Genomic DNA, 26,168 nt, shown 5'->3' on the forward strand with positions numbered 1-26,168 from the left:
GGCTTTCCCTCCCAACGCTCAACGGCCGAATGCCGTCTCTTTTTTTTCAAACAATCCGCGAAACACTGGATAAATGTCGCGACGGTTGAACAGCTTGCGCATGGCGAAGTGCCCTGCACACTGTTCTTCAACGGCTTCGAAACTCTCCCACAAATCGGAGGCGCGCGCCATGCCAAACATCGGTGTGGGCATGGTTTCTACGTAGGCGTAGTAACGCACATGGGGCATGATGTGTTGGATGAGGTAATCGGTACTGCGTTTGGCGTCCCGCGAGGTGGCATCGCCATCGGAAGCCTGGGCGACGTACACGTTCCAGGCGCTGCCGTGGTATCGCTTCTCGATGATGTCATGCACCAACTGCATGGCGGGCAAAATCTCGGTTCCGCCACTTTTTTTACCGTAGAAGAAATCTTCTTCAGTCACCTCTTCGGCTTCATCGGTGTGCCGAATAAACACCAACTTCACCTCCTCATATTTGCGCGTCAAAAACAAATACAGCAAGGTGTAAAAACGCTTTGCCAAATCCTTCTTGGCTTCATCCATGGAGGCGGAGACGTCCATCAAGCAAAACATGACCGCATTGGTGGAGGGTTCGGGATACACCACGCGATGGCGAAACCGCAAATCCACTTCATCCAGAAACGGCACATATGGCCGCTTGGACGGGTCTGGCAAATCCAGATCGAGTTGATCGTGCTGACCGTCGTCCTCTTCATCTTCTTCACGAGGCTCTAGTGCCACACGCCGCATTAGCGAAGCCTTCATGGTTCGAATGACCGACAAGGCGGTTGGTGCGCCCGAGCGGGTGTAACCTGCATTGCGGCTTTTGAAGCGTTTGACAGAGGAAATTTCACGCTTGAGCAACTCGGGTAACTCAAGGTCGTCAAAGTAGAGGTTTAAAAATTCCTCACGCGACAACACAAAAGTGAAAGCATCTTCTCCACTGCCTTCCCCGGGGTCGTTACCACCCTGCCCTTGCCCGCCACCCTGCGGACGCGGAATGTGATCACCGGGCACAAAGTCCCGGTTACCCGGTACCACACGTTCGGTATCGCCCCCCTGCCCATACACAAAGGTGGGCTCAGACACCTCGCGTGTTGGAATACGAACCTTGACCTTACCATCGCCGCTGACATCGGAGATGGACGACTCGCCCGCCACATCCGACACCGCCTTTTTCAGCTGTGACTTGTAGCGACGAATGAACCGTTCCCGATTCGGCAAGCTTCGATGCTTGCCATTCAGCCTGCGATCAATGATGGTTGAATCGCCCATGTCGTGAATCCTTACGACGCTTTCTTCACCCGCAAATGCCATTCGACCAGCAAGCGCACTTGCTTCTCGGTGTAACCCTTGGTGACCATGCGGTCCACAAAGTTGTCATGCTTGTCCTGATTTTCCTTGGAGCCTTTTGCGTCAAAGGAAATGACTGGCAGCAAGTCCTCGGTTTTGCTGAACATGCTGCGTTCAATCACTTCACGCAGCTTTTCGTAGCTGGTCCAAGAGGGCATTACACCCGCATTGCTGGCTTGGGCACGCAACACAAAGTTCACCACCTCGTTGCGGAAGTCTTTCGGGTTGGCAATGCCTGCAGGCTTTTCAATCCGGTTAAGCTCTTCGTTCAGCGATTCGCGGTCATAAATTTGACCGGTGGCCGGGTCGCGGAACTCTTCGTTCTGAATCCACTTGTCGGCAAACTGGATATAACGCTCGAACAGGTTTTGACCGTACTCGCTGTAGCTCTCCAGGTAGGCCGTTTGAATTTCCTTGGCCACAAACTCGGCGTATTTGGGTGTGAGGTAACTCTTTACAAAGTCCAGGTATTTCCGGGTTTGTTCTTCTGGCAGGTTGTCCTTGATCACTTGCTGCTCCAGCACGTACAGCAGGTGTACCGGGTTGGCGGCAATTTCATGGTGATCAAAGTTAAATACCTTGGACAACACTTTGTAAGCCCAACGGGTGGACGAGCCCTGCATACCCTCATCCGGACCGGCTGCATCACGATATTCCTGCAAAGGCTTGGCATGTGGGTCGACGTCTTTCAGATTCTCACCGTCGTACACGCGCATTTTGCTATACAGGTTGCTGTTGGCGGGTTCCTTCAGCCGCGTCAGCACACTGAACTGAGCCATCATGTTCAATGTGCCGGGTGCGCAAGGTGCTTTTTTGAGCGATGAATGCTCCAACAACTTTTCATAAATCTTGACTTCTTCGGACACGCGCAGGCAATACGGCACCTTGACGATATACACCCGGTCCAGGAAGGCTTCGTTGGTCTTGTTGTTGCGGAACTGCTGCCATTCAGACTCATTGCTGTGCGCCAGGATAATGCCGTCAAACGGAATGGAGCCGAAGCCCTCCGTGCCCTTGAAATTGCGTTCCTGCGTTGCGGTAAGTAAGGGGTGCAACATCTTGATGGGTGCCTTGAACATTTCCACAAATTCGAGCAGCCCCTGGTTGGCCAGACACAGACCACCTGAAAAGCTGTAGGCATCGGGATCGTCCTGGCTGAACTGGTTCAACATGCGAATGTCGACCTTGCCCACCAAGGCGGAAATGTCCTGGTTATTTTCATCGCCTGGTTCGGTTTTGGCGATCGCCACTTGGTTAAGCGTCGATGGCATCAGGCGAACCACACGAAACTTGCGCAGATCACCGCCAAACTCTTTCATCCGTTTGGTGGCCCAAGGACTGGCGATGCCCGTCAGGTACCGTTTGGGAATGCCATATTTGTCTTCCAGGGATGAGCCGAACTGGGCTGGATCAAACAGCCCCAATGGGCTTTCATTCACTGGCGAACCTTTGAGTGCATAAATGGGCATTTGCTCCATCAGGGCTTTCAGCCGCTCCGCCAGCGATGATTTGGCACTGCCCACAGGCCCCAGCAGGTAAAGCACCTGTTTACGTTCCTCCAAGCCTTGCGCGGCGTGACGGAAGTAAGCCACGATGTTTTCAATCACCTCCTCCATGCCATAGAACTCTTTGAAGGAGGGATACCGGCGAAGTACCCGATTGGCAAACAGACGAGAGAGTCGAGGGTCGTTTCGGGTGTCGATGACCTCGGGCTGACCGATGGCATGCAGCATGCGTTCGGCAGCGCTGGCATAGGTCATGGGTTCGACCTTGCACAGTTCGAGATACTCCTCAAGGCTCATCTCGGTTTGTTGAAGGGATGAATATCGGGACTGGAACTGACCAAATAGGTCTTCACCGCCGGAATTCACAGTTGGTTTGTCAAGCTCAGTGTTCATGGTTCCCTCCTGCACAACTCGCTTTCACCGCTCGTGCTTACGCACAATCTGACCTGCGCACGATTTCATTTCGCGCTCAAATCCAACATTCCCATCTGCCGATCAAGTTGCAAAAAGCAGGCCACCTTGCCAGTTTGCCCATGCGCTGTTTTGGTGCCTCAAACAGCGTTCGCCCTTCATCGCGGATTAATTCTTTCAGGTTCACTATCCCCTTATCAATCGCTTGCTCACATCCCTTGAGCGGGTTGGAGCATTCGTTTACTTAGACGCCAAATCGGCTGGGAAATTGCATGCTCATTCTTCAATTCTTCTTGAAATTCTAGAATGCCCATGCTGACCCCTTTTTTGGCCAACACAGCAGGCATGTCATCCAGCCGATATTGTCGGCGCAAGAGTTCGTACATGGGTTTGTCGATGGCAATCGAGCGTTCCTCTTGCATGTGCGCAGCAATCTGGCGAATCAGTTCCTTTTGGGCATCCACTTCCGACAATTTGGTAAATTCAAGGATAAACCGGTGTTTTCGCATCCAGGCCACAAAACGACTGGACTTCAGGCGCCCTGACAAAACGACGGTCATTTCCAGCGGAAGGCCGGCCATGCGGTGCAGATGGTTTTCATGCAACAAGGTTGGAAACACGATCAGGTGCCCACCCGGTTCGCCCAGGTGATCGACATCGGCCAGTTGTGGCAAATGGCGGCGCTGGACCTTGAACAACAGCGCAGCGCGCAGCACCACGTACGGTTGCTTGAACCACCACAAACCAAGCGCAACCGCATTAAGCGCCGTGACCGCTGAAAACACCCACACCACCTGGCCTTGCGTACCCATCAAAATCGCGATGGCGAAGCCAGCAGAAACAACCATGAAAAATGAATTGACGATGTTGTTGGCAGACACCACTCGCGAGCGGGCCTCTTTGGGTGCCAAGGCTTGCATGGTGGAATACAGGGGCACGCTGTACAAGCCGACCCCAGCACTGATGGCTACAAACAGCAGAAGAATCCCGATGTTACGAACTTGCGAGAAAAACAGCAGCACACCTTGCTGACTGCCAACAGACGGATAGTTGATGAGAACCCCATGCAACAGCAAGCCGGAAAACACCATCACCACCAACCCGACCAGAACCAGGCCCATTTCAATTCGCTTGTGGGACAAACGCTCGCACCAAAACGCACCGATACCCAAGCCCACCGTGAACGAAAACAGCAAGACAGTGGCCACACCGGCACTGGCATTGAACACGGTTTTGGTCAACAACGGAAATTGCGTAAGGTAAGTGGCCCCGACAAACCACAGCCAGGAAATACCCAACAAAGACGGCCAAACCGCCGAGAGCTGGGTGGCAAAACGCACATTGCGCCAAGTTTCAGACACCACGTTCCAGTTCACGATTAGACCGGCTGAATGAGAGGGTGTGAGCGGCATGCGATGGGCTGACCATACACCAGCCAGCGCCACCAACAAACCAAAACCGCACACCACATACACCACGGTGTGACCGGCATCTGCACTCATTAAACCACCTGCGGCGATGGTGCCCAGCAGGATGGCCATGAATGTTGCGGATTCGACCACAGCATTGGCCATCACCAATTCATGCGGCTTGAGTTGGTCTGGCAAATAGGCATATTTAGCGGGCCCAAAGAAGGCGGCCTGCGACCCCAATAGAAACACCGCAGTGACCAGCAATTCCACCGAATTCAGAACAAAGCCAAGGCCTGTGATGAGCACGATGAACGGCTCTAGCCATTTGGCCAGGCGCATCACTTTGGTTTTGTCGTATTTGTCAGCCAGCTGTCCACTGGTTGCCGAGAAGATCACGAAAGGCAATATGAACAGACCCGCGATGAGATTGACCAGCAAACCAGCCGACCAGTCGCCGCGCAGCGCCTCGTTGTAGGTCACCGCCAGGGTGACTGCAAATTTCAAAAGATTGTCGTTGAACGCGCCGAGAAACTGCGTCCAGAAAAAAGCGCCGAAGCGTTTGTCGCGTATCAGTGAAAGGGCCATGCAATCAGCATAGCGCAAATGCCCGGGAACAGACATAAAAAAAGCCCGGCCTAGGCCGGGCTTTTGAGCCGTTTTTACTACAACAAAGTCGCAGCAAAAAAACTTCCTTTGTTAAATCAAGCAGCTTCCTTGTACTCGGACACAGGCTTGGCTTCAATGATTTCATCCGGGATTTGGCCGTTGGTGCGCAGGTAGTCCTTGCTGAAGTCATCGGTGAGGATGGCGTCAAAGCGAATGGGCTCATATTCCCGAATACCTTGAGCCAATTCAGCGGAGATCAGCTTCTTGGCCACCGCGTCTTTCAGTTGGGCTTCCAGGCCTTCGCCAACCACTTTGCCAGACGACACGGCCTTCAGGAAGTTGCTGTAGCCGGGCTCAATCGAGAGCAGCTTGTCAGCGGCTTCCAGGATACGGCCGGTTGGATCGGACGAACCCTCACCAACAAATACCTTGTCCAGCAGACGCTCAGCAAACACGTTGCGTTCCATCATCAGGTCGGCCACTTGAGCGTTCAGCGTGTCGCTAGGACCGCGGGTCTTGCCCATGCCGAAGGGGAATGCCACGAAGTTCAGCAGACCACCAATCGCCTTCACGGGGAAATTGCGGTTGAATTCAACAAAAGCTTTGTCGATTTCAGCGATGGAATCTTCAATGGCCCACTTGGCATGCGCCAGTTCTTCCTTGTTGCGGCCGTTGGTCTCGTAGTACTTGATCACGGCTGTGGCCATGTACAGGTGGCTCAACACATCGCCCAGGCGGGAAGACAGGCGCTCACGGCGCTTCAGTTCGCCACCCAACACACCCATGGCCACATCAGCAGTGAAAGCCAATGCAGCGGAACGGCGCTCCAGCGCTTTGGCGTACACGGCCATTTCGCCAGACACAGGGCTCTTGGCCAGGCGGTTGCCAGTCAAGCCCAGTACCAAGGCACGCATGGCGCGGTTGAAAATGTGGCCCAAGTGACCAAAGAATGCCTTGTCAAAGTCGCGCAGACCTTCTGCCTTGTTGGGGTTCTGGGCAGCTTGCATTTCCTTCAACACCCAGGGATGACAGCGAATGGCACCCTGACCAAACACGATCAGGTTACGCGTCATGATGTTGGCACCTTCCACGGTGATTGCCACCGGCATGGCCTGGTAGGCTTGGCCGAGGTAGTTGCGTGGGCCAAGAATGACGGTACGGCCGCCGTGTACGTCCATGGAGCGCAGAATGATTTCGCGCATCATTTCGGTCATGTGGTATTTCATCATCGCAGTAACAACCGACGGTGCACATTCTGCACAAGCGGTGGCAGTCAACACACGGGATGCTTCCAACTTGTAGGTCAGGCCACCAATTTTACCCGTGGCTTCCTGAACGCCTTCAAATTTGCCAATGGGCAACTTGAACTGGCGACGAATGCGGGCATAGGCACCAGTGGCGAGGTACATGCCCCACCCGGATGCGGCTGACAAGGCGGGCAGTGAAATGCCACGGCCGGCCGACAGACATTCCACCAGCATGCGCCATCCCTTGCCGGCCATTTCACGGCCACCAATGATGGAGCTCAGTGGAATGTACACATCGCGGCCAATGATCGGGCCGTTCATGAACACGGCGCCCGGGAAGTGGCGGCGACCAATCTGTACACCAGCGGTGTCCGCGGGCAACAGGGCGCAAGTAATGCCGTAATCAGTTTTGCTGGCATCCCCAAGCAGGCCTTGTGGGTCTTTCAGTTTGAATGCCAAACCAACCACAGTGGCCACAGGAGCCAGGGTGATGTAGCGCTTGCTGAAGTTCAGCATAATGCCCAGCTCTTCTTTGCCGTTGATGTTGCGCTTAACCACAACACCAGTATCAGGAATAGCGGAGGCATCGGAACCCACTTCGGGGCCGGTCAAACCGAAACAAGGAATTTCCCGGCCATCCACCAAGCGAGGCAGCCAGTAGTCTTTCTGCTCTTGCGTGCCGTAGTGCATGATCAGTTCGCCTGGGCCCAGGGAGTTGGGAACCATCACGGTCACGGAGGCAGTCAGCGAACGGGTAGCGATTTTGGCCACCACACAGCTTTGTGCGTAGGGAGAGAAACCCAAACCGCCGTGCTCTTTGGCAATCAACATGGCGAAGAACTTGTTCTTGCCCATGAAATCCCACACTTCCTGAGGCAGATCCTTCAGTTCGAAGGTGATCTTCCAGTCGTCGAGCATTTTGCAGAGTTCTTCGGTTTCGTTCTCAAGGAACGATTTTTCGTCGGCGGTCAGCTCGGTGTACTTCACGTTCATGAGCTTGGACCAGTCTGGCTTGCCGCCAAACATTTCGGCTTCCCACCAGGTGTCGCCCGCTTCCAGCGCATCCTTTTCGGTTTGGCTCATGGCGGGCAAGGCTTTGGAAAATGCCTTGAAAATTGGAGAAGTCAACACACCACGACGCAGGGCCGGCACGTTGAGCACCACCGCCACAGGCACATACAGCACCGCGAAAATGGTGAGGCCAACCGTACCCAAACCACCCAGGGCATAGAAGCCCAAAGCAGCAGCGCCAACGGCAGCAGTGAAGGTCAGCAGGCTTGCGCCGCTGTAGACGAGGCCTACCAGCACAACGGCTGCGAAAAGACCAAAAAGAACGTTTGACATGGTAAATCCCCTTGAATGCCATCAAAGTTACTGGAGCGTAACATGCGCTTTCGGTGAACAACTGTCAACCTCATTGCAGCAAAAAAACCGCCTTTTTTCTAGAGGCTCAATTCGAAATCATTCAAGTTGTTGTGTTGCGTTGCACCAATAAAAACAAACACTTGGATGCAATCGCCTGAAAACCATACAATTCCTCGATCGAACAGGTTTTGCAATGCAAAAGAGGCAATGTGAACAATCGTCAGGCCCAAGGTGTGCCCCGCAAAGCCGCAGCCGGGCGTGCAATAGTTGTGCAAATGCCCTCACCATGCGGGCGAGAACCCGATACACTTCAAGCAACGCTCGGGGTGTATAACCCCGACAAGAACAAACCACAACAAAGCAGAGAGGAGAAAATGGCAGTCAACGTGAACGTAAAAATCGAACGCACATTCAATGTGGCCTGTTCGGCAAAAAAAGCCTTCGATCAACTGGCCAATGTGGCCGACACCACCACACTCTTCCCCAAGCTCGACAAAATCGTGGAACTGAAAGACGGCGTGTGGCGCTGGGAAATGGAGAAAATTGGTGCGGGTGGTTTATCCCACCAAGTGAAATACACCGTGAAGTACACCAATGATGGCGCGTCAAAGATCGACTGGAACCCCGCACCTGGAGATGGCAACGCACAGGTGTCTGGTGGTTGGGTGATCACGGCCAAGGGCGACAAGGCCTGTTCCATTGCTTTCCGGTCCAGCGGTGAATTTGAAATGCCTGTGCCCCGCCTGATGAAAGGCATTGCTGAAGGCATTGTGAAATCGGAGTTTGAAGCCCAAGTGGGCACCTTCATTGACCGCGTCAAGGCCAAGCTCGAGTCCTGATCCACTGACCAATACGCATTGAATCGCCCTGGGGCCACTGGGGCGATTTTCGCTTTAGGAGACGAAATGCCCTGGATGATTTACGGTGCCAATGGGTACACCGGAGAACTGATCGCTCGAGAGGCGGCCAAACGCGGCCTGCGCCCCATTCTGGCGGGTCGGAACGCTGCAACCGTTGAAGCCCTGGCAGCTGAATTGAACTTACCCAGCCGAAGCTTTGGCTTGCAAGATGAATCAGCGTTGTTCGAGGGGTTGCAGGATGTTGACCTGGTGCTGAACTGTGCGGGTCCGTTTTCTCAAACCGCTGAACCCATGATGTTTGCCTGTATCCAGAATAAAACGCATTACCTGGACATCACGGGGGAAATTTCCGTATTTGAACTGGCCCAAAGCTTGAGCTCCAAGGCACGCAAAGCAAAAATTGTGTTGTGCCCAGGCGTGGGCTTTGATGTGATTCCCACCGATTGCGTGGCGGCACGCCTGAAGGAAACCTTGCCCGACGCCACCCACCTGACCCTGGGTTTCGACTCCCGCAGCGGATTGTCCTCTGGCACGGCTAAAACCACAGTGGAAGCCATGAAATTGGGCGGACGAATTCGTGCAGATGGTGAAATCAAAGCTGTGGGCCTGGGGTACAAAACCCGCGACATCAATTTTGGAAACGGCACCAAATTTGCGGTCACCATTCCTTGGGGCGACGTATCCACCGCCTTTCACAGCACCGGTATTCGGAATGTGGAAGTTTATATTCCCTCCTCAGCGAAGTCTGTTCGCATGATGCGTGCGGCCAATCTGGCGCGTCCGATTCTGGGTTTGGGCTTGGTCCAAGGCATCCTCAAAAGCCAGGCTGGAAAAGTAGAAGGCCCCAACGAGGAGCAGCGGGGAAAGATGCCGGCCTACGTGTGGGGTGAGGCCCGCAATGAAGCTGGACAAACAGTCGTCGCCCGCGTGAAGACAGCCAACGGCTACAGCCTGACCATCACCGGTTCATTGGCTGTGGCCAGTTACATCTTGATGGAGAAAAACATTCCCGGTGGCGCGTATACACCGTCCAAACTCATGGGCAGTGACTTTGTGGAGCGTCTGGATGGCTCAGGGAAAATCCAGATTTCGGATGTGTGATTAACCAACGGCTCTGATTGGTCAATCAATAAAAAAGCCCGTGCCATGCAGCACGGGCTTTTTTGTCAGGGCTTGTTCAATTACTTGCTGAACTCTTCCCGTTCAATTTTCCATCCACCGGAGGCTTTGGTCAATTTCAGGGTTTTGTGGCCCACATCCTTGAATTTGTTGGACACATATTCCTGCTTGAAGCTGACGGTTGCCATGCTGTCCGAAGCCATTTTCACCTGGATATCCGACAGGGTAACGCTGATGGTTTCGGGCGTGGACAGGCGCTGCTTGCGTTGCTTTTCCCAGGCCGATCGAGTCATTTTGCTGGGTTTAAAAGAATCGGCATAAAAGCCCATGTAACCGGCCACATCCTTGGATGACCAAGCTGCAGCCCAATTGCTCAACATGTCGGCAATGGCAGCACCATCACCCACATCGGCACCGGCCGCAGGCGCTGGGTCGGATGCCAGCAAGTCAGCCGCTGGAACTGCTTCAGCGGGTGCAGCCGCAGGCGCAGCGGCTGCATCGGCCTTGACCGTGCTTGCGGGTGGTCTTTCCAAGGCAGCAACGCGAACGACTTTGTCATCTTTGAAATACACGCCATAGGGCACGTATTCATCGCCAGCACCTTCCCCTTGCTTCACCACGTAATCCCAGCGGGACTGGTCTTCCGTATTGCTCAGCATGGGCGCACCAATTTTATTTTTCACTTGCAGCGGGCTCATGCCCAGCTTGATGCGGGCAAGGTCCACTTTGGTGATGAAATCACGGGGCCCCACATTTTCAAATTCGGAATCCAGATACTCGGGCACATCCTTGAGTGATTTGATCGAACCACAAGCCGCCAAGGTGGTGACGGACAAAACCAAACCAAGCGTGGACAGCAAACGAGAAGCGCGGAGGTGATCAAATGTGCTCAAAGTTGTCTCCCTTTGATGTGTATTGTGTTTAAGTCATCCGATAATATCGGAATGTACACGGCTTTACGCGAAAGTAACGCGGAAAACAGCACTACAGCGTGCATCTTAGCGAATCACATTGATTTCTGTAAGTGCACGACAGCGCTCTGGTACAAGGCCGACCTGCAGAAACTCTAGAAGGATTTCACCCCCATGAACACCACCATCATTGGCAGCGGCGTGGCCGCATGGACCCTGGTGCGCGAATTGCGAAAAGCGTCACCCGACATGAACATTCGGGTCATCACGGCAGACAGTGGCGATTTTTACTCCAAACCAATGTTGTCCAACGCATTGGCCAGCAATAAAACCGCGGAAAGCCTGGTGATGACGCCCGCCGCCAAGCTGGCCGAACAACAAAAAGTGGAGCTGGTGGCCCATACCTCGGTCAGCGCCTTGGATATTCACAACAAAACCGTGCGGACCGCCGTCGGGAATTTCAATTTCGACAAGCTGGTGTTGGGCTTGGGTGCCGACACCATCAAATTGCCTTTGGAAGGCAGTGGCGCTGCCGATGTGGTCAGCGTGAATGACCTGACTGACTATGCCGCGTTTCGTCGTCTGCTGGAGGGTAAAACTGAAGTGGCGGTGTTGGGTGCCGGATTGATTGGCTGCGAATTCGCCAACGATTTGCTGAAAGCGAATGTACACACCACCGTGTTTGACTTGGCAGACCGCCCCCTGCCCCGCCTGCTGCCGCCGGAGGGCAGTGCATTTCTGCTGAACAAGTTGCAGGCACAGGGTGTGAGCTGGAAACTGGGACGAAGCGTAAACCGCATTGAAAAAACAGGCGATGGGTACGTCATCACGGACTCAACCGGGGAGACCACGACAGCGCAATTGGTGTTGTCAGCCGTAGGGCTTGTGCCCCGCACGGGTTTGGCCAAAGCCTCGGGCTTAAACGTGAACCGCGGCGTGGTGGTGAATGGTTTGGGGCAAACCAGCCACCCGGACATTTTTGCGTTGGGTGACTGTGCAGAATACCTCGGCAAATTTGTATTGCCGTACATCATGCCGGTCATGCAAGCGGCCCGAGCCATGGCGCAAACCTTGGCGGGTAACCCCACCGAGATCAAGTTCCCGGCCATGCCGGTGGTGATTAAAACACCCGACTGCCCCACGGTGGTCAATCCACCCCTGCCCGAACATGTGGGCGCCTGGGAAATTACTGCGGATGACAACGGTGTGAAAGCACTATTTAAAGGCGCCGATGGTGCCCTGCTGGGCATGGCCCTGCTGGGTGAGGCCACCAAAGAGAGGCAAGCATTGGCACCCCAGTTGCCCGCCTTGCATTAAACTCCTGCACAACCCTTTTTACACGGACTGGCCATGGCCCAATACGTTTTTAGCATGAACCGCGTGGGGAAAATTGTTCCTCCCAAACGCCAAATTTTGAAAGACATTTCGCTGAGCTTTTTTCCGGGCGCCAAAATTGGCGTGTTGGGTTTGAACGGCTCCGGAAAATCAACCCTGCTGAAAATCATGGCTGGGGTGGACAAGGACATTGAAGGCGAAGCCGTGCCCATGCCCAACCTGAACATTGGCTACTTGAGCCAGGAACCTGAACTCAACCCGGAGCACACCGTGCGCCAAGCGGTTGAAGAAGGCTTGGGTGATTTGGGCGTGGCTCAGCAAAAGCTGGAAGAAATCTACGCAGCCTATGCCGACCCCGAAGCGGACTTCGACAAACTGGCTGAAGAGCAGGCCAAATGGGAAGCCGTGATTGCTGCGGCAGGCAATGATGTAGAACACCTGATGGAAATTGCGGCTGACTCGCTTCGCCTGCCTGCTTGGGAAGCCATTGTTGGCAATTTGTCTGGCGGTGAAAAGCGCCGCGTGGCCCTGTGCCGCTTGCTGATGAGCAAACCCGACATGCTGCTGCTGGACGAACCCACCAACCACCTGGATGCAGAATCGGTTCACTGGCTGGAGCAGTTCCTGCACAAATTCCCGGGCACCGTGGTGGCTGTTACTCACGACCGCTACTTTCTGGACAATGCGGCCGAGTGGATTCTGGAATTGGACCGTGGCCACGGCATTCCCTGGAAGGGCAACTACAGCAGTTGGCTGGAACAAAAGGAAGACCGTCTGAAACAGGAAGAGGCCTCGGAAAGCGCACGCCAAAAAGCCCTGAAGAAAGAACTGGAGTGGGTTCGCCAAAACCCCAAGGGGCGGCAGGCCAAATCCAAGGCACGTATTGCCCGCTTTGAAGAATTGTCCAGCCACGAATACCAAAAGCGCAACGAGACCCAGGAAATTTTCATTCCCGTGGCTGAACGCCTGGGCAATGAGGTGATTGAGTTTGAAAATGTCAGCAAGGCTTTTGGTGACCGTTTGCTGATTGACAACCTCAGCTTCAAAATTCCACCCGGCGCCATTGTGGGGGTGATCGGCCCCAACGGTGCGGGTAAATCCACCTTGTTCAAAATGATCGCCGGCAAGGAGCAACCCACCAGCGGCACCGTAAAAATTGGCCCCACAGTCAAGCTGGCCATGGTAGACCAGGCCCGCGATTCGCTGCCCAATGACAAAACCGTGTTTGAGGGAGTTGCCGAAGGTTCAGACATTCTGACCGTGGGCAAGTTTGAAATGCCCTCCCGCGCCTACCTGGGCCGCTTCAACTTCAAGGGTGGCGACCAGCAGAAGATCATCGGCAACTTGTCGGGGGGTGAACGCGGCCGCTTGCACCTGGCCAAAACGTTGATTTCTGGCGGCAATGTGCTGATGCTGGACGAGCCGTCCAACGACCTGGATGTGGAAACCCTGCGTGCCCTGGAAGATGCACTGCTGGAATTTGCGGGCACCGTGCTGGTGACCTCACACGACCGCTGGTTCCTCGACCGCATTGCGACACACATTCTGGCTTGCGAAGGCGACTCACAGTGGGTGTTCTTCGATGGAAACTTCCAGGAATATGAGGCCGACAAGGTCAAACGCCTGGGTGAAGAAGGCGCCCGACCCAAGCGGGTTCGGTACAAACCCCTCAAGTAAATGGGTATCGAGGTAAACGAAGGGCTTCATCACGAAGCCCTTTTTTATTGATCAGTGTGATTGAAAATCAGGCTCAAGGATTGAGCTTGTCCTGGGTTTTCAGGTCGAAGTCGCTGGCATCGTGCCGTTCAAACAACTGCTCTTCCGGTTTACCCCAGGCGCGGTTCACCATGCGGCCACGCTTGACTGCTGGTCGCTCCGCCAATTCATGGGTCCAGCGCAGTACGTTGGTGTAAGTGTGGGCTTCCAAAAACTCCGCTGCGTTGTACACCGCTCCCACCACAATGCCGCCATACCAGGGCCAACAGGCCATGTCGGCAATGGTGTATTCATCACCAGCTACAAAACGGTTTTTGGCCAACTGACGGTCCAAGACATCCAGCTGGCGCTTCAGTTCCATGGTGTAGCGGTTGATGGGGTATTCGTACTTCTCTGGTGCGTATACATAGAAATGCCCAAAGCCACCGCCCACGAAGGCAGCACTGCCCATCTGCCAAAACAGCCAATTCAAGGTCTCGGTGCGTTTGGCGGGGTCTTGGGGCAGGAATTCACCAAACTTCTCGGCCAAATACAACAGGATGGAACCTGACTCGAACACCCGTGTGCCGGGGCTGGTACTGCGGTCCAGCAGGGCTGGAATTTTGGAATTGGGGTTGATATCCACAAATCCGGAGCTGAATTGCATGCCTTCGTTGATCTTGATGAGGTGGGCATCATATTCGGCACTGGCATGCCCACGGGCCAACAACTCCTCCAGCATCACCGTCACTTTCACACCATTGGGCGTGGCCAGTGAATACAGCTGCAAGGGGTGCTTGCCGACAGGCAATTCCTTGTCATGCGTGGGCCCGGCAATCGGTCGGTTGATGTTGGCAAACTGACCGCCGCTGGCTTTGTCCCAGGTCCAGACTTTCGGTGGGGTGTAGGTAGCGTCACTCATCGGGATACTCCTGAATTCTGCGTTAACAACAAACTTGACCGATTGAGTGTACTTCGGATTTGATCAAGGGCGGTCTTGGTATTGACGCTCAGCCCAATCCGGATCATCCATGGTCAGCATGGTTGGGGGGGCTTCCTGCCTGGGCTTCATGACCCTGCGCGCCAGAAGAACCGCCAGCAACAGCACAACAAACGGCCCACCCCACAACACGGCGTTACCCGGTGTGTAGGCTGGTTTGTACAACACAAACTCGCCATAGCGGTCCTGCATGTATTGCTTGATCTCCGCTTGGCTTTTTCCGGCATGCACTTGCTCGGCAATTTTCTCTTTCAGGTCGATGGCCAGGGACGCATGGGAGTCGGCGAGTGACTGATTTTGGCACACCAGGCAACGCAACTCGCTGGCCACATCCCGATAGACTGCTTGTTCGGCAGGGCTTAAATCATTGGGATTCATGCGTTGCCTCCAGGGTGGGCATCACCACCGTTTGCACATAATCCGGTGCGATGGGCCCCACCTGCTTGTGCAACACCACATTGTTGCTGCTCATCAAAAAAGTTTCCGGCACACCGTACACACCCAGCTCGATACCAAAATCACCCGTTTGATCAATCAAAACAAGGTCATACGGGTTGCCATGTTGAGCCAGCCATTGGCGGGTATCGTCCAGTTGGTCCTTGTAGGCCAGTCCAACCAGCCGGATGTGTTTATCCCTGGCAATGTCCAGCCAGTGGGGGTGTTCAACCAAACAGGCCTGGCACCAGGAAGCAAACACATTCAATACCCAGGGTTGGCCTTTGAGCGCATCAATGACTTGCAGGGTGTGTAGGTCCGCAATGTGTACCAGCCGGGCCTCTGGCCCTTGCAAGGCCAACACAGGCAAGGTCGCTTGCGGGATGGATTTGCCGATCAGGGCGGACGGCAGCTTCTTGGGGTCCAGCCACAAACCTTTGAGCAAAAAAACACCCAGCAACAACAGCACCAGCAGGGGCAATAACAAGCGCAGCAACGACGGTTTGGATATGTTCATACCGCTTAAATCCCCTGGCCTTTTCCGCGGTAACGACGGTCCATCACCGTGATAAAACCACCCAGAGCCATGAGTGCGCAGCCCCACCAAATGAGGTTGATGAGTGGCTTGTAATACACACGCACTCCCCAGCTTTGCGTTGCGCCAGCATTGTTGCCGCCTTGAACAGCCTCCCCGAGGCTGATGTACACATCCGAAAACCAGTCGGTGTGAATCGCTGCTTCGGTCATGACGTTGGACGACGACTGGTAACGACGCTTTTCAGGCTCCATCAGGTAAATCACATTGCCGGCACCGCGCGTGAGCTCAAACACACCCAGTGCCGCCACATGGTTTACCCGCTGCACGGAATCGACACCGATGAATGTGAGCCTCCAAGGACCGATTTCCTCGGTTTGACCTGGCTTCATGACCAAGTCTTTTTCCAATTCGAATGTTTTGACCGAGGACACCCCCAGTACAAACACTGCGACCCCCAAGTGTGCCAGCACCATGGCCCAGTAAGACGGGCTCAGGCGTTGAGCCCGGTAGAGCCATCCGGTTTCGGGGCGTTGCTGTTGGAGTTGGTGTTGAGCCCGCTGCGCATGGGCCAAGGTACTCAACGCCAAAAAAGCTGCCGACACCACACCCAGGGCCCACAGGGCGCTGAAGTGCCCGCTATTTAACCAAGCCAGCCCCAACGCCACCAAGGAGAGCACCATGGCCAACGCCCCTGGTTTAACGTAACGTGCCAGAGGCGTTTCCCGCCAACGGCTGTCGGGCCCCAAGGCCATCAACAAGACCGCAGGCAACAGAAGTGGCACGAACAAGGCCTCAAAATAGGGTTGACCCACCGACATTTTTCGGCCATTCAGCACTTCGACCACCAAGGGGTATAACGTGCCCAACATGACGGTGACCAATGCTGCACTCATCAGCACATTGTTGGACAACAGCAGCGCTTCACGGCCGCTTGCCTTGAAGGTGCCACCCTGCCCCACTTGGCCTGCACGCAGGGCGTACAGCAGGTAGGAGCCACCGACCACCAACAACAGAATCACCAAGATGAAAATGCCCCGTTTCGGGTCGGTTGCGAACGCATGAACGGAGGTGAGCACACCGGAGCGGACCAAAAATGTACCCAGCAACGACAACGCAAACGTGGTCAAGGCCAACAGCACGGTCCAGCTTTTCAGTGCACCGCGTTTTTCACTCACGGCCAGGGAATGGATAAGCGCGGTACCTGCCAACCACGGCATGAGGGAGGCATTTTCAACCGGGTCCCAAAACCACCAACCACCCCAGCCCAACTCACGGTAGGCCCACCAACTGCCCAGCGCAATTCCCACTGTGAGAAATGCCCAGGCAGTGTTGGCCCAAGGGCGGCTCCAGCGGGCCCAGCTCATGTCAAACCGGCCTTCCAGAAGTCCAGCCATGGCAAATGCGAACGACACTGCAAACCCCACATACCCCATGTACAGCATGGGTGGGTGGATGACCATGATGACGTCTTGCAACAGGGGGTTTAAGTCACGTCCATCCAGCGGCGCTGGACTGAGGTGCTCAAAGGGGTTGGACGCTAACAACAAATACAGCAAGAAGCCACTAAGCACCAGTTGTAGAATGCACAGCACCCGGGCCTTGAAGCTGGCAGACACATCAAACCGGGACCAGGACACCGCCTGCATCCATCCCGTGAACATCAGGATCCACAACAAAAATGAGCCTTCATGCGAACCCCAGCTGGCGGCCACTTTGTAGAAAAGGGGCAGGCTGAGATTGGAATTCTCGGCCACATTTCGCACTGAAAAATCGCTCAACATGAAGCTGGCGAGCAACCCGGCAAAAGCCACCACCACCAGGCTGAAAATACCTGCAACATGCCGCTGCGTTCCCAGCAACACCGGCTGAGCAACTGCATGGCCACGCACCCCCCGCAAGGCGGCCAGTCCAGAACAAGCGCCGCTCACACACAACAACAAAGCCAAGGACAAGGCCCACTGGGCCAGGGTTGCAATCATTTGGGCATTCCAGGGGGTGAATAGTTTTCGTCATGCTTGGCCAGTACTTCACTGGCAGTAAACACCTGTCCGTCCCAATGGCCGTCGGCCACCACGCCGGTACCCTCCTTGAACAGGTCAGGCAAGATACCGGTGTATTGCACCGGCACTTGTTGGTGCTGGTCTGACACCACAAAACGAACCTTCAGGCTGTGCGGTTCACGCTGAACAGACCCCTTCTCGACCAGCCCACCCAAGCGATAGCTGCCCTGGCCAACGGGGGTTTCGCCAGACAGGATCTGGCTGGGTGTGTAGAAAAAAACCAGGTTGTCGTTAAACACCTTCAGCAAGGCAAATGCAAAGCCGGCCGCCACGACCAACACAGCCAACAACCACAACACACGTTGTCCACGAAGCGTCATGGTGTGCCCTGTCCCGATGTTGAATCGGCCCCTTCAGCGCTTTTCATGCGCCGCTGTCGTGCATCCCGGCGAGCCTGTTCATGGGCCTGTACGTGGCCAGACCGGTGGGCGAGCCAGGCGTCCAGTGCAACGATGCCCACACCCAACGCAGTGCAGGTCAAGATGGTGAGCCAGATGGATGTCATGGGCCCATGCTCCTCAAAAGTTTCATCGCCCGTCTGGCCAACAAGGCTTGACGGGCACGGTTCAACACCGTGCTGGCACAACACAGCCAGAACCCCAATACACACAATACCAGTGCCTGGGCAATGTCCGGGTGCAAACGGCTGCCCGACAGAGACACGCTGTAGCCTTGGTGCAGCGTGTTCCAAAACACCACAGAGCCGTAAATGAGCGGAATGTTGACAGCGCCAATCAACAGGCCGATGGCCAATACACGATCGGACTTGGAAGCATCCGCACTGAGTTGCGACAGTGCCATTAAACCCAGGTAAATAAACAACAGCAGCAGTTCGGAGGTCATGCGCGCATCCCATACCCAGTAGGTGCCCCAGGTGGGTTTGCCCCACAACGAACCGGTGACCAAGGCCAGTGCTGTCATCCACGCGCCAGTGGGTAACAGGGCGCGCATCATGACGGCGGAGACCGGGCCGCGATACACCCAGTTCATGCCCGCGTACAGACAGGCCACGAGGTACAGAAACATCGACATCCAGGCTGCCGGCACGTGCACATACAACACGCGATAGACTTCACCCTGTTGCGCATCCACTGGAGCGATGGCCAAACCCAGGTAGAGACCCGCCAGCATCAGCACCCAACCCAACATGCCCAGCACTTTCCAAAGCCTGCGAGTGGCTTCCAGAAACTTGGGCGGCGAGGCCCAGCTCAACCACATACCCTACTCCTGAACAAGAACACAGAGCCGGCGCGCAACAGGCACACCCAGCAAAAAACCCAAACTGCCCAAACCCCACAACACCATCAAGGGTGCCAATGCCGAGCGGCCCACGCTGGCGGCCTGGGTCGCTTCCAGACCAAACACCAACACAGGCAAAAGCAAAGGCAGACCCAGCACCAGCAACAGCGCGGTACCACCGCGGGTCAGTAACACCAGCAAGCTCAGCAAACCCAGCAAAGGCACCATGGCCAGAACCCCGCTGGCACCCGCCCATAGAAATTGCAAAGCCTGGCTACCCGTGAATTGAAATTGAACCACCAGCAAACCAGCGACCGGCAATAAAACAGCCACATGCTGCAAGAGCTGCAACAGGCAACGCCCCAACCAGTACGCGCCCAAGCTACCCGGTGATGCATGGAGCAACAATTGTAGCCATCCGATCCGATGATCTTCAGCGAACCAATCCTTCACGGTGAGCAACACGGCCAACAGCAGACTGACCCAGGCCAGGGTTCGAGCAGCTTGCAGCTCGGTGCGATGCAGGGCAAAACCGCACAGGCTGAGCACGATCCAAAAAAACAGGGCACTCCAGGCCACTGTTTGCAAGCTGCTGCCCAACAACCAGCGATCACGCTGAATGCTCAACCCCAGTGCTCGGGCCCAACCCAGTGCACGAGCGGGTCTGCTTGCCCAGGCAACAGGGCTGACCAAGTGAGGGTTGAACAGGCTTGGCTCCTCACTTTTTTGCAGACAACTGCCAGAAAACTGCCAGGTCACGCGGACACAGGCTGACCCACCGGCCATGGGCGGCCAAGGATGATGGGAAGCCATCAGCACGCTGCCGCCTTGGGCCAAGTGGCGTTTGATCAGGCCATCCAGCAATTGTTGCCCCGCATGGTCAAGGGTGTTGAGGGGCTCATCCAACAGCCAAACGCGGGCTGGTGACAATAACAACACGCCCAACCCCAGCCGGGCCGTTTGACCAGAAGACAGGGTCGCGACATATTCGTAACGCCAATCCATCAAACCCAGTTGTTCAAGAACACCGTCCAATGAACCCAGTGACAACTTGGGTTCAGGCGCATCAGATGAGCCCAGCCAGCTGGCATGAAGAGCCAATTGCTGAAGCACCGTCAGCTCACCACGAAAACCCATGGTGGTGTTCAGCAGCAGCGCCTGCCCCGGTGCCATCTGGTTCAGTGCATTGGCCAGACCTTTGAGAAACGTTGATTTGCCACAGCCATTGCTGCCGCGTACCTGGCAAAGCTCACCGGCCGGCAGTGTCATTTCAATATTCCGGGCCAACTCCACACCGCCAGCCTGCAGCACCGGCCATTTAACCTGCAACTGCCCAGAGGGTAACCACTGGCAGTTGGGCTGATGTACCGGGCGTGACGGTTGGGTCATGACCATGGCTTAAGGCTGCTCCAGTTCAAGCTGCAACAAGGAATTCACCATGGGCGTTTGCTGCCAATTTGATTGCAGATCGCCATCTGCCGGGGTGGGCGTGCCCTGCTGGGCCAAACGGGCCTGCACAAACACCGCTGACGTCGAGCCCATGGGCTGAGCTTGGGCCAACGCATCGGGCTGAATCAAGGTGTTCTCATCCAGGGTGACCTGGTTAATACCCGCTTTGAGCTGGCTCGCCGGCACACGAATGGCGGCAAGCGGCATGCCCGGGCCTGCCTGCCACTTGGCCACCACGAACAGCACAGCCTTGGGCGACGCGCGCTGAATGGCATCGGCCGACAAGCGGACAGCCACCTGCACCTTAAAAACAGCTGGCCCAGCAGCAGGTGTGTCCGGTGATGTTGTGTTGCCTTCACCCTTCAAGCGCGTTTGCTGAACCTGGCTTAGCAGGTTCCAGTACATGCTGGCCTGCGCGGTGTGTCCAGACTGCTCTGCTGCAGTGGCGGCCAAGGCGAGTGCTTTTTCATGTTTGGGATCGCTCTTCAGTGCTTGCGCAATGTACTGCTCGGGCTCGCCGGTCAATACACGACCTTGGGCCATGGCCAACATGTCAGCCAGGTCGGCCAACAGATCAGGATGCGAGGGTGACCGCTGCAAGGCTTGCCGCAGGGACGCGGCCGCTTCGGGATATTGGGCCAGTGATGCCTGAGTACGGGCCAACAGCACCCAGCCTTGCAAATCATCAGGATTGGTTTTCAGACGCGATTGCAGACCAGCCAGTCGATCTTCCAGTTTGACCCCATCACCGGGATGGGCTTGATCGGAACGATCCACGGTCGACGACTGGATCTGAATGGCATCCCGCGTTTTCGCAGGCCAGCGAAGCGCATCGGAATGAAAGCCGCCGACGCCCCAGAGCAGCAGCAGGGAGAGCACCAACAGGCAAACCACCCATGCCCGTGTACCCGTGATCAACACGGGCGGGAGGCCTGCAAGCGTGGGGGATGCTTGGAGCAAGGGACGCGTATCGTTGGCCATGTGTCGCCACTGCGCTATCAAATCCGCCTTGGCATCGGCATCCAGCAGGGGGTCAGACTCGATTTCCTGCCGCCGCTGAACCAGGGCATTCCATTCCGGCGAATGCTCACCCGTGGCATGAACAGGTGGTTGAAGAACTCGAAAGGGCGAACCGATCTGGTAAAGCGCCAAGGCCACACCTGCAAAAAGCGCTGCAAGAAGGAGAACAAGCCCCAGATCCAATTCTTCACCTCACTTTTTTCGGGAAAAAGGATACTAACACCGTGTCAGGTGTCGTAACATTACGGACTGTAAGGACAGCGCCTGCAGTTCTGAACTTGCCTTACTTCTGATAACGACAACGACACGGCGTTTTGGCAATGATTCAGGACAATCTGTTCAACTACAAGCACTTTGTGTTTCTCAAACTGGCCGTCGCCCTGGCCCTGATATCCGGCATTGCGTACCTGATACACACACCCGCCATCACAGCCAACGGCGGCACCTGGTTGGGCTACACCCTGGGAACCGTCGGCGCCCTGCTGATTGTGTGGCTCATGTGGCTCGGTGTGCGCAAGCGCCAATACAGCAACGAAACCGGTAATCTTCGGGCCTGGGTATCGGCACACATTTACCTTGGCTTGGCACTCACGGTGGTGGCGACGCTGCACACTGGTTTTCAAATTGGCTGGAATGTACACAGCCTAGCCTATGTGCTCATGATGGCCACCATTGCATCGGGGGGCTGGGGTTTGACACTGTATGTTCAAGGCCCCAAAGCAATGTCGGACGTTCTGAACCGTCAAAGTCCGGAAGAATTGGCCAGCTTGGTTGAACAGCTGGACCGTGAAGCAGCAAAAGCGAGCAAGCAGGCCGACCAGGCTGTTCAAACATTGGTGGCGGCGTCGGCCGGCCAAGGTGTGTTCAACCAACGAACCGATGCCTGGCGTGGACACGTTTCTGCTTGCCTCACCGACAACTGCGTTAATCAATTGCAACAAGCGCTGCAAGCCAATCCGGAATTGGCCGACCTCTATCGAAACCAGGTTCAGCGCTTGAGGGCATTGAAGCAACTTCGGCGTTATTATCACCTGCGTTTTTGGATGGATCTCTGGCTGTCGGTGCACGTGCCCCTGTCGTTTGGTTTGCTCGCGGCATTGCTGGCCCATGTGCTGTCTGTGTTCATTTACTGGTAACCCTGTTTCATGGCCGACCAATCCAACCACCCGCTTCAACAGGAAGTTCGCGCACTTCAAAAGCCTTTGGGCCTGAAACGTGTCGTGTCTTGGCTGCTGTTTGCGCCCATCTTGCTGGCTTTTTTGGTGCTGCCCTGGGCTGCCTCTTGGTGGCCAGAACCAAAGCCCGTGCAAACGGCTGCCTCCGCGCCTGAGAACCGGGCCATGCTGAACGCCAATACCCGAGTTTCGCAAACCCATGAACAAACTCGATATGCACTGGATGCAGTTTGGAATCCAGGCCCGTTGGCATCGGCACACGCCAATTTGGAGCAGGATTGCCGTGCATGCCATCAGGGCAATTTCTCCCGTGTGAAGGACGAAACCTGTACGCAATGCCACCAGAACATGGGTGAGCATGTGACGCAACAAACAAGGTCTGATAGCCATTTCGAGGAAGGGCGTTGCGCATCCTGTCACCGGGATCACAAAGGCCGTGAAAGCCTGGCAGAGCAGAACAAACATTTTGTAGGGCGGGACTGCAGCAGTTGCCACAGTCAGATTGAACAAATTGCCCCGAATACCGAAACTCAAGCTGTTCGGGACTTTGCCGCCCAGGGTCATCCTGCCTTTCGTCTTACTGTGGCCACAGGGTCAGAGACCAGTGACCGCCGACGTATCCGAATGGAAAAAAATACCCTGCTGACCGAAAACACCGGCTTGAAGTTTCCGCATGATGTGCACCTGAACGCGAAAGGCATTGAAGGGCCCAAGAAACAGGTGGTGATGCAATGCGCCGACTGCCATCGCCCCAACGACACCGGCACCAGCTTCAAGCCCGTTAACATGGCGGACCACTGCCAAAGCTGCCACAAGCTGAACTTTGAACCAGCGCTGCCAGACAGGCAGGTGCCCCATGGGCCGGTGAGTGCGGTGTTGAGCACCGTCAGCGAATTTTACAGTTACCTGGCACTGCACCCGGAGGAAAAGGCCAAGGTGAACAACCAACGGGCTGCGCTTCGTGCTCGCCCCGGTGAAAAAACCCCTCAGCGTTCAGCCCTGCAAAACCTGGCTGGCAACCCACAGGCCCAAGCGGTTTTTGCAACCCGGGAGCTGTTTGAAAAAACAGCCTGTTCGGTTTGCCATGCAGTGAAAGAAGCCCCGGCGCCTGCGGACCTGAACACCTCCGGCAAAGGTTTGCCGTATTACAACATTGCCGCAGTGGCACCTGCACACACCTGGTTACCCATGGCAAAGTTTGATCACAAAGCGCATGCATTGGAGTCCTGTGACAACTGCCACGCGGCCAAAACCGCCAAGAAGGCCGAGCAAATCTTGATACCCGGCATCGAGAACTGCCAGACATGCCACGCGGGCCGGCAACCCGTTGCCCACAAAGTTCAATCCGATTGTGGTGTTTGCCATGGATATCATTTGCATCCATTGCCACCCAAAGAGGCTCAAACCATGAGCCCTCGTGCACACAACACATTCACGGAATAAATACCCCATGTTTTTAAAACATCGATTGAACGCATTGAAGACCATCAAAATCCGAAACTGGGCATGGCCAGCCCTGGGGTTGAGTGTAACCATGGGTTTGCTGGCCTGTGGCGGTGGTGGAGGCGGCGGCTCCTCGGGCGGCGGTTTTTTTGTATCGCCTCTGGGCGTTGAGTTTCTGTCGGACACAGAAGTCAGCAATATTGTTGGCCGTGCCATTCAGGCCTCACTGGATCGCAACCAAACCTCGACGATTGCCGTGGTGGACCGGGTGGGCAATGTGCTGGCGGTTTACCAAATGACGGGCGCTGCCAACAACACCACCATCACCAGCGGACTAAACCCAACCACCGTCCAACTGGACGGGGCCGTCGTGCCCAGCACCCTGGCCGCCATCTCCAAAGCCATCACCGGTGCTTACCTGTCGTCGTCTGGGAATGCCTTCAGCACACGAACAGCCAGCCAAATTGTTCAGGAATTTTTTCAGCCTGGCGAAGTTGGTCAACCCAGCGGGCCACTGTATGGTGTGCAGTTCAGTCAGCTGCCCTGCTCCGACCTGAATGTGTGGCTGTCCCAGCATGCCACCATCGGCCCCAAACGCTCACCGCTGGGTTTGTCCGCCGACCCGGGGGGCTTTCCGATTTACGAAAATGGCCGCGTGGTGGGTGGCATCGGCATTATCGCGACGCCCAGTGGCAGTGCGGTCAACGGCACCTATGGTCTAGACCGAAATATTCTGGACAATGACCAAGACATTGAAGAGCAAATTGCCCAAGCAGCACTGCCAACCGAGATGCGTGCACCCACCGATATTCGCGCCAATCGAATCACCGCCAATGGTCAAACCTTCCAATACACCAACAGCGACCCTGCACCGGCCAGTGCGGCATCGGTGCTGGCCAATGGTGCTTTTGTGGCGATCACCGGTTACAAATCGGTGTCTACACCCATTGCCGGCACAGCCTACGGTCAGGGAGCATCGGGGTATGTGGCCACGTCCAATCCGGCATTCACGGGTTTGAATACTTTCAACCTGATCACCAACCCTGCCGACCCCACCACTGCCCGCTACCCTGCCACTGCAGGCGCTGGCGGCCTAACCCAGGCAGAGGTTCAGAATATTTTGGTCGAGGGCATGAAAATTGCCAACCGCGCGCGGGCGCAAATTCGCCGCCCACTCGGTTCCCCAGCCGATGTAACCGTGAGTGTGGTGGACAGTGACGGCAGCATCCTCGGGCTGGTGCGTTCATCGGATGCGCCGATTTTCGGCACGGATGTGAGCGTTCAAAAGGCGCGGACAGCGCTGGCCTTTAGCAGCAACACCGCGCTGACAGACCTGCTGGACAGCGGCGACAACAGCAACGATGCCCTGGTGAATGCATTGAACACTTTTTTTGCACAACAAGCTCAGGTATTGGACGGCACCGTGGCGTTTTCTGGCCGCGCAGTGGGCAATGTACACAGGCCCTATTTTCCGGATGGCGACACCAGCCAACCCAAAGGTCCGTTGTCCACAGCAATTTCTGAGGCGGGCAACAACTGGAGTCCGTTCAATGTGGGCTTCCAACTCAACGTGGTTTTGAACCAGGTGCTGTCCAATCTAGCCGGTACGGGCCGTGCAGCCAATGTATTTGATCCGGCACTGAACACCACCTGTGCAGACCCGACGGTGAATGCTGCACGCCAAAAGCGGTTTGCCAATGGCATGCAGATATTCCCGGGTGGGTTCCCCATTTACAAAGGCGACACGCTGGTGGGCGCCGTGGGTGTATCGGGTGATGGCGTGGACCAAGACGACATGGTGGGTTACCTGGGCGTGATCAATGGTGCAACAGCCGCTGGCACCGCCAATATGCGTCCCTTCCCGGCCACCCTGCGTCGCGCGGATGGCTTGAGCAAAGGTGGGCAATTTCTGAAGTATGTGCAGTGCCCGCAAGCGCCTTTTAATGACAGCAATGCCACCAACGTGTGTCCAAACTCATGATGCATTCCA

General features: G+C 55.7%; 21 protein-coding genes. 7 read left to right on the top strand and 14 right to left on the bottom strand.

The genetic code is table 11. The features are described from left to right. Positions 1 to 18: 18 nt before the first annotated feature. From NQT62_RS07380 to NQT62_RS07395, 4 genes are all read right to left on the bottom strand, one after another. On the bottom strand, positions 19 to 1,275 hold the full coding sequence (locus tag NQT62_RS07380; RefSeq protein ID WP_256764029.1) for a YeaH/YhbH family protein: 1,257 nt from the start codon (positions 1,273 to 1,275) through the stop codon (positions 19 to 21). A gap of 11 nt (positions 1,276 to 1,286) precedes the next feature. Next, on the bottom strand, positions 1,287 to 3,155 hold the full coding sequence (locus NQT62_RS07385; RefSeq protein WP_370569152.1) for a PrkA family serine protein kinase: 1,869 nt from the start codon (positions 3,153 to 3,155) through the stop codon (positions 1,287 to 1,289). A gap of 323 nt (positions 3,156 to 3,478) precedes the next feature. Next, positions 3,479 to 5,266, bottom strand: a complete 1,788-nt coding sequence (locus NQT62_RS07390) for an MFS transporter (protein WP_256764031.1) — start codon at positions 5,264 to 5,266, stop codon at positions 3,479 to 3,481. Positions 5,267 to 5,382: 116 nt separating this feature from the next. Beyond that, on the bottom strand, positions 5,383 to 7,878 hold the full coding sequence (locus tag NQT62_RS07395; protein ID WP_256764032.1) for an acyl-CoA dehydrogenase: 2,496 nt from the start codon (positions 7,876 to 7,878) through the stop codon (positions 5,383 to 5,385). 395 nt (positions 7,879 to 8,273) lie between these two features. On the opposite strand from NQT62_RS07395, the gene NQT62_RS07400 reads away from it, so the two are divergent. Both NQT62_RS07400 and NQT62_RS07405 read left to right on the top strand, forming a co-directional pair. Then, positions 8,274 to 8,738, top strand: coding sequence for an SRPBCC family protein (locus NQT62_RS07400; protein WP_256764033.1), 465 nt, complete (start codon positions 8,274 to 8,276; stop codon positions 8,736 to 8,738). A 66-nt stretch (positions 8,739 to 8,804) separates the two neighbouring features. Continuing rightward, positions 8,805 to 9,860, top strand: coding sequence for a saccharopine dehydrogenase family protein (locus NQT62_RS07405; RefSeq protein ID WP_256764034.1), 1,056 nt, complete (start codon positions 8,805 to 8,807; stop codon positions 9,858 to 9,860). An 80-nt stretch (positions 9,861 to 9,940) separates the two neighbouring features. On the opposite strand, the gene NQT62_RS07410 is transcribed toward NQT62_RS07405, so the two are convergent. Further along, a complete protein-coding gene (locus NQT62_RS07410; protein ID WP_256764035.1) occupies positions 9,941 to 10,771 on the bottom strand; it encodes a L,D-transpeptidase Cds6 family protein in 831 nt (276 codons plus the stop codon). 192 nt (positions 10,772 to 10,963) lie between these two features. Here NQT62_RS07410 and NQT62_RS07415 point away from each other — a divergent pair, with 192 nt between their 5' ends. Together NQT62_RS07415 and ettA are read left to right on the top strand one after the other, a co-directional pair. Beyond that, complete coding sequence (locus NQT62_RS07415) at positions 10,964 to 12,106, top strand: NAD(P)/FAD-dependent oxidoreductase (RefSeq protein WP_256764036.1); 1,143 nt, start codon at positions 10,964 to 10,966, stop codon at positions 12,104 to 12,106. Positions 12,107 to 12,139: 33 nt separating this feature from the next. Continuing rightward, entirely contained in the window at positions 12,140 to 13,801 is a 1,662-nt protein-coding gene (gene ettA / locus NQT62_RS07420; protein WP_256764037.1) for an energy-dependent translational throttle protein EttA, read from the top strand. A gap of 73 nt (positions 13,802 to 13,874) precedes the next feature. Here the strand turns inward: ettA and yghU are convergent, their stop codons facing one another. The 9 genes from yghU to NQT62_RS07465 all read right to left on the bottom strand — a co-directional run bounded on the left by yghU (position 13,875) and on the right by NQT62_RS07465 (position 21,692). Continuing rightward, positions 13,875 to 14,741, bottom strand: coding sequence for a glutathione-dependent disulfide-bond oxidoreductase (yghU, locus tag NQT62_RS07425; protein ID WP_256764038.1), 867 nt, complete (start codon positions 14,739 to 14,741; stop codon positions 13,875 to 13,877). Positions 14,742 to 14,804: 63 nt separating this feature from the next. Then, positions 14,805 to 15,197 carry a cytochrome c-type biogenesis protein gene (locus tag NQT62_RS07430; RefSeq protein WP_256764039.1) on the bottom strand — a complete coding sequence of 131 codons (393 nt, stop codon included), beginning with the start codon at positions 15,195 to 15,197 and terminating at the stop codon, positions 14,805 to 14,807. Then, a complete protein-coding gene (locus tag NQT62_RS07435) occupies positions 15,184 to 15,771 on the bottom strand; it encodes a DsbE family thiol:disulfide interchange protein (protein WP_256764040.1) in 588 nt (195 codons plus the stop codon). The genes NQT62_RS07430 and NQT62_RS07435 overlap by 14 nt, the downstream gene beginning before the upstream one ends. 5 nt (positions 15,772 to 15,776) lie before the next feature. Continuing rightward, complete coding sequence (locus NQT62_RS07440; RefSeq protein ID WP_256764041.1) at positions 15,777 to 17,771, bottom strand: heme lyase CcmF/NrfE family subunit; 1,995 nt, start codon at positions 17,769 to 17,771, stop codon at positions 15,777 to 15,779. Then, positions 17,768 to 18,172, bottom strand: coding sequence for a cytochrome c maturation protein CcmE (gene ccmE, locus NQT62_RS07445; protein ID WP_256764042.1), 405 nt, complete (start codon positions 18,170 to 18,172; stop codon positions 17,768 to 17,770). The genes NQT62_RS07440 and ccmE overlap by 4 nt, the downstream gene beginning before the upstream one ends. Next, on the bottom strand, positions 18,169 to 18,357 hold the full coding sequence (locus NQT62_RS07450) for a hypothetical protein (protein ID WP_256764044.1): 189 nt from the start codon (positions 18,355 to 18,357) through the stop codon (positions 18,169 to 18,171). Before NQT62_RS07450 ends, ccmE begins: the two co-directional genes overlap by 4 nt. Continuing rightward, the gene (gene ccmC / locus NQT62_RS07455; RefSeq protein ID WP_256764045.1) at positions 18,354 to 19,070 is read right to left on the bottom strand and encodes a heme ABC transporter permease CcmC; all 717 of its coding nucleotides are present in this window, start codon (positions 19,068 to 19,070) and stop codon (positions 18,354 to 18,356) included. Before ccmC ends, NQT62_RS07450 begins: the two co-directional genes overlap by 4 nt. Positions 19,071 to 19,073: 3 nt before the next feature. Next, on the bottom strand, positions 19,074 to 20,486 hold the full coding sequence (locus NQT62_RS07460; protein WP_256764046.1) for an ATP-binding cassette domain-containing protein: 1,413 nt from the start codon (positions 20,484 to 20,486) through the stop codon (positions 19,074 to 19,076). A 3-nt stretch (positions 20,487 to 20,489) separates the two neighbouring features. Then, positions 20,490 to 21,692, bottom strand: coding sequence for a tetratricopeptide repeat protein (locus NQT62_RS07465; RefSeq protein ID WP_256764047.1), 1,203 nt, complete (start codon positions 21,690 to 21,692; stop codon positions 20,490 to 20,492). A gap of 188 nt (positions 21,693 to 21,880) precedes the next feature. On the opposite strand from NQT62_RS07465, the gene NQT62_RS07470 reads away from it, so the two are divergent. The 3 genes from NQT62_RS07470 to NQT62_RS15560 are packed head-to-tail and all read left to right on the top strand — an operon-like array spanning position 21,881 to position 26,159. Beyond that, positions 21,881 to 22,696, top strand: a complete 816-nt coding sequence (locus tag NQT62_RS07470) for a hypothetical protein (RefSeq protein WP_256764048.1) — start codon at positions 21,881 to 21,883, stop codon at positions 22,694 to 22,696. A 9-nt stretch (positions 22,697 to 22,705) separates the two neighbouring features. Continuing rightward, positions 22,706 to 24,178, top strand: coding sequence for a cytochrome c3 family protein (locus NQT62_RS07475; RefSeq protein ID WP_256764050.1), 1,473 nt, complete (start codon positions 22,706 to 22,708; stop codon positions 24,176 to 24,178). A gap of 7 nt (positions 24,179 to 24,185) precedes the next feature. After that, entirely contained in the window at positions 24,186 to 26,159 is a 1,974-nt protein-coding gene (locus NQT62_RS15560; protein ID WP_256764051.1) for a heme-binding protein, read from the top strand. The last annotated feature ends 9 nt before the right edge of the window (positions 26,160 to 26,168 follow it).

Origin of the sequence: Limnobacter humi, from assembly GCF_024518835.1 — a bacterium.
Lineage (GTDB): Bacteria > Pseudomonadota > Gammaproteobacteria > Burkholderiales > Burkholderiaceae_B > Limnobacter > Limnobacter humi.

Excerpts from the sequence above, each read along its gene's own strand:
- NQT62_RS07435 (WP_256764040.1), bottom strand. The coding sequence starts at position 15,771 with ATGAACATATCCAAACCGTCGTTGCTGCGCTTGTTATTGCCCCTGCTG.
- ccmE (WP_256764042.1), bottom strand. The coding sequence starts at position 18,172 with ATGACGCTTCGTGGACAACGTGTGTTGTGGTTGTTGGCTGTGTTGGTC.
- yghU (WP_256764038.1), bottom strand. The coding sequence starts at position 14,741 with ATGAGTGACGCTACCTACACCCCACCGAAAGTCTGGACCTGGGACAAA.
- NQT62_RS07470 (WP_256764048.1), top strand. The coding sequence starts at position 21,881 with ATGATTCAGGACAATCTGTTCAACTACAAGCACTTTGTGTTTCTCAAA.
- NQT62_RS07405 (WP_256764034.1), top strand. The coding sequence starts at position 8,805 with ATGCCCTGGATGATTTACGGTGCCAATGGGTACACCGGAGAACTGATC.
- NQT62_RS07390 (WP_256764031.1), bottom strand. The coding sequence starts at position 5,266 with ATGGCCCTTTCACTGATACGCGACAAACGCTTCGGCGCTTTTTTCTGG.
- NQT62_RS07415 (WP_256764036.1), top strand. The coding sequence starts at position 10,964 with ATGAACACCACCATCATTGGCAGCGGCGTGGCCGCATGGACCCTGGTG.
- ccmC (WP_256764045.1), bottom strand. The coding sequence starts at position 19,070 with ATGTGGTTGAGCTGGGCCTCGCCGCCCAAGTTTCTGGAAGCCACTCGC.
- NQT62_RS07385 (WP_370569152.1), bottom strand. The coding sequence starts at position 3,155 with ATGAGCCTTGAGGAGTATCTCGAACTGTGCAAGGTCGAACCCATGACC.
- NQT62_RS07395 (WP_256764032.1), bottom strand. The coding sequence starts at position 7,878 with ATGTCAAACGTTCTTTTTGGTCTTTTCGCAGCCGTTGTGCTGGTAGGC.
- NQT62_RS07400 (WP_256764033.1), top strand. The coding sequence starts at position 8,274 with ATGGCAGTCAACGTGAACGTAAAAATCGAACGCACATTCAATGTGGCC.
- NQT62_RS15560 (WP_256764051.1), top strand. The coding sequence starts at position 24,186 with ATGTTTTTAAAACATCGATTGAACGCATTGAAGACCATCAAAATCCGA.
- NQT62_RS07460 (WP_256764046.1), bottom strand. The coding sequence starts at position 20,486 with ATGGTCATGACCCAACCGTCACGCCCGGTACATCAGCCCAACTGCCAG.
- ettA (WP_256764037.1), top strand. The coding sequence starts at position 12,140 with ATGGCCCAATACGTTTTTAGCATGAACCGCGTGGGGAAAATTGTTCCT.
- NQT62_RS07475 (WP_256764050.1), top strand. The coding sequence starts at position 22,706 with ATGGCCGACCAATCCAACCACCCGCTTCAACAGGAAGTTCGCGCACTT.
- NQT62_RS07430 (WP_256764039.1), bottom strand. The coding sequence starts at position 15,197 with ATGAATCCCAATGATTTAAGCCCTGCCGAACAAGCAGTCTATCGGGAT.
- NQT62_RS07380 (WP_256764029.1), bottom strand. The coding sequence starts at position 1,275 with ATGGGCGATTCAACCATCATTGATCGCAGGCTGAATGGCAAGCATCGA.
- NQT62_RS07450 (WP_256764044.1), bottom strand. The coding sequence starts at position 18,357 with ATGACATCCATCTGGCTCACCATCTTGACCTGCACTGCGTTGGGTGTG.
- NQT62_RS07440 (WP_256764041.1), bottom strand. The coding sequence starts at position 17,771 with ATGATTGCAACCCTGGCCCAGTGGGCCTTGTCCTTGGCTTTGTTGTTG.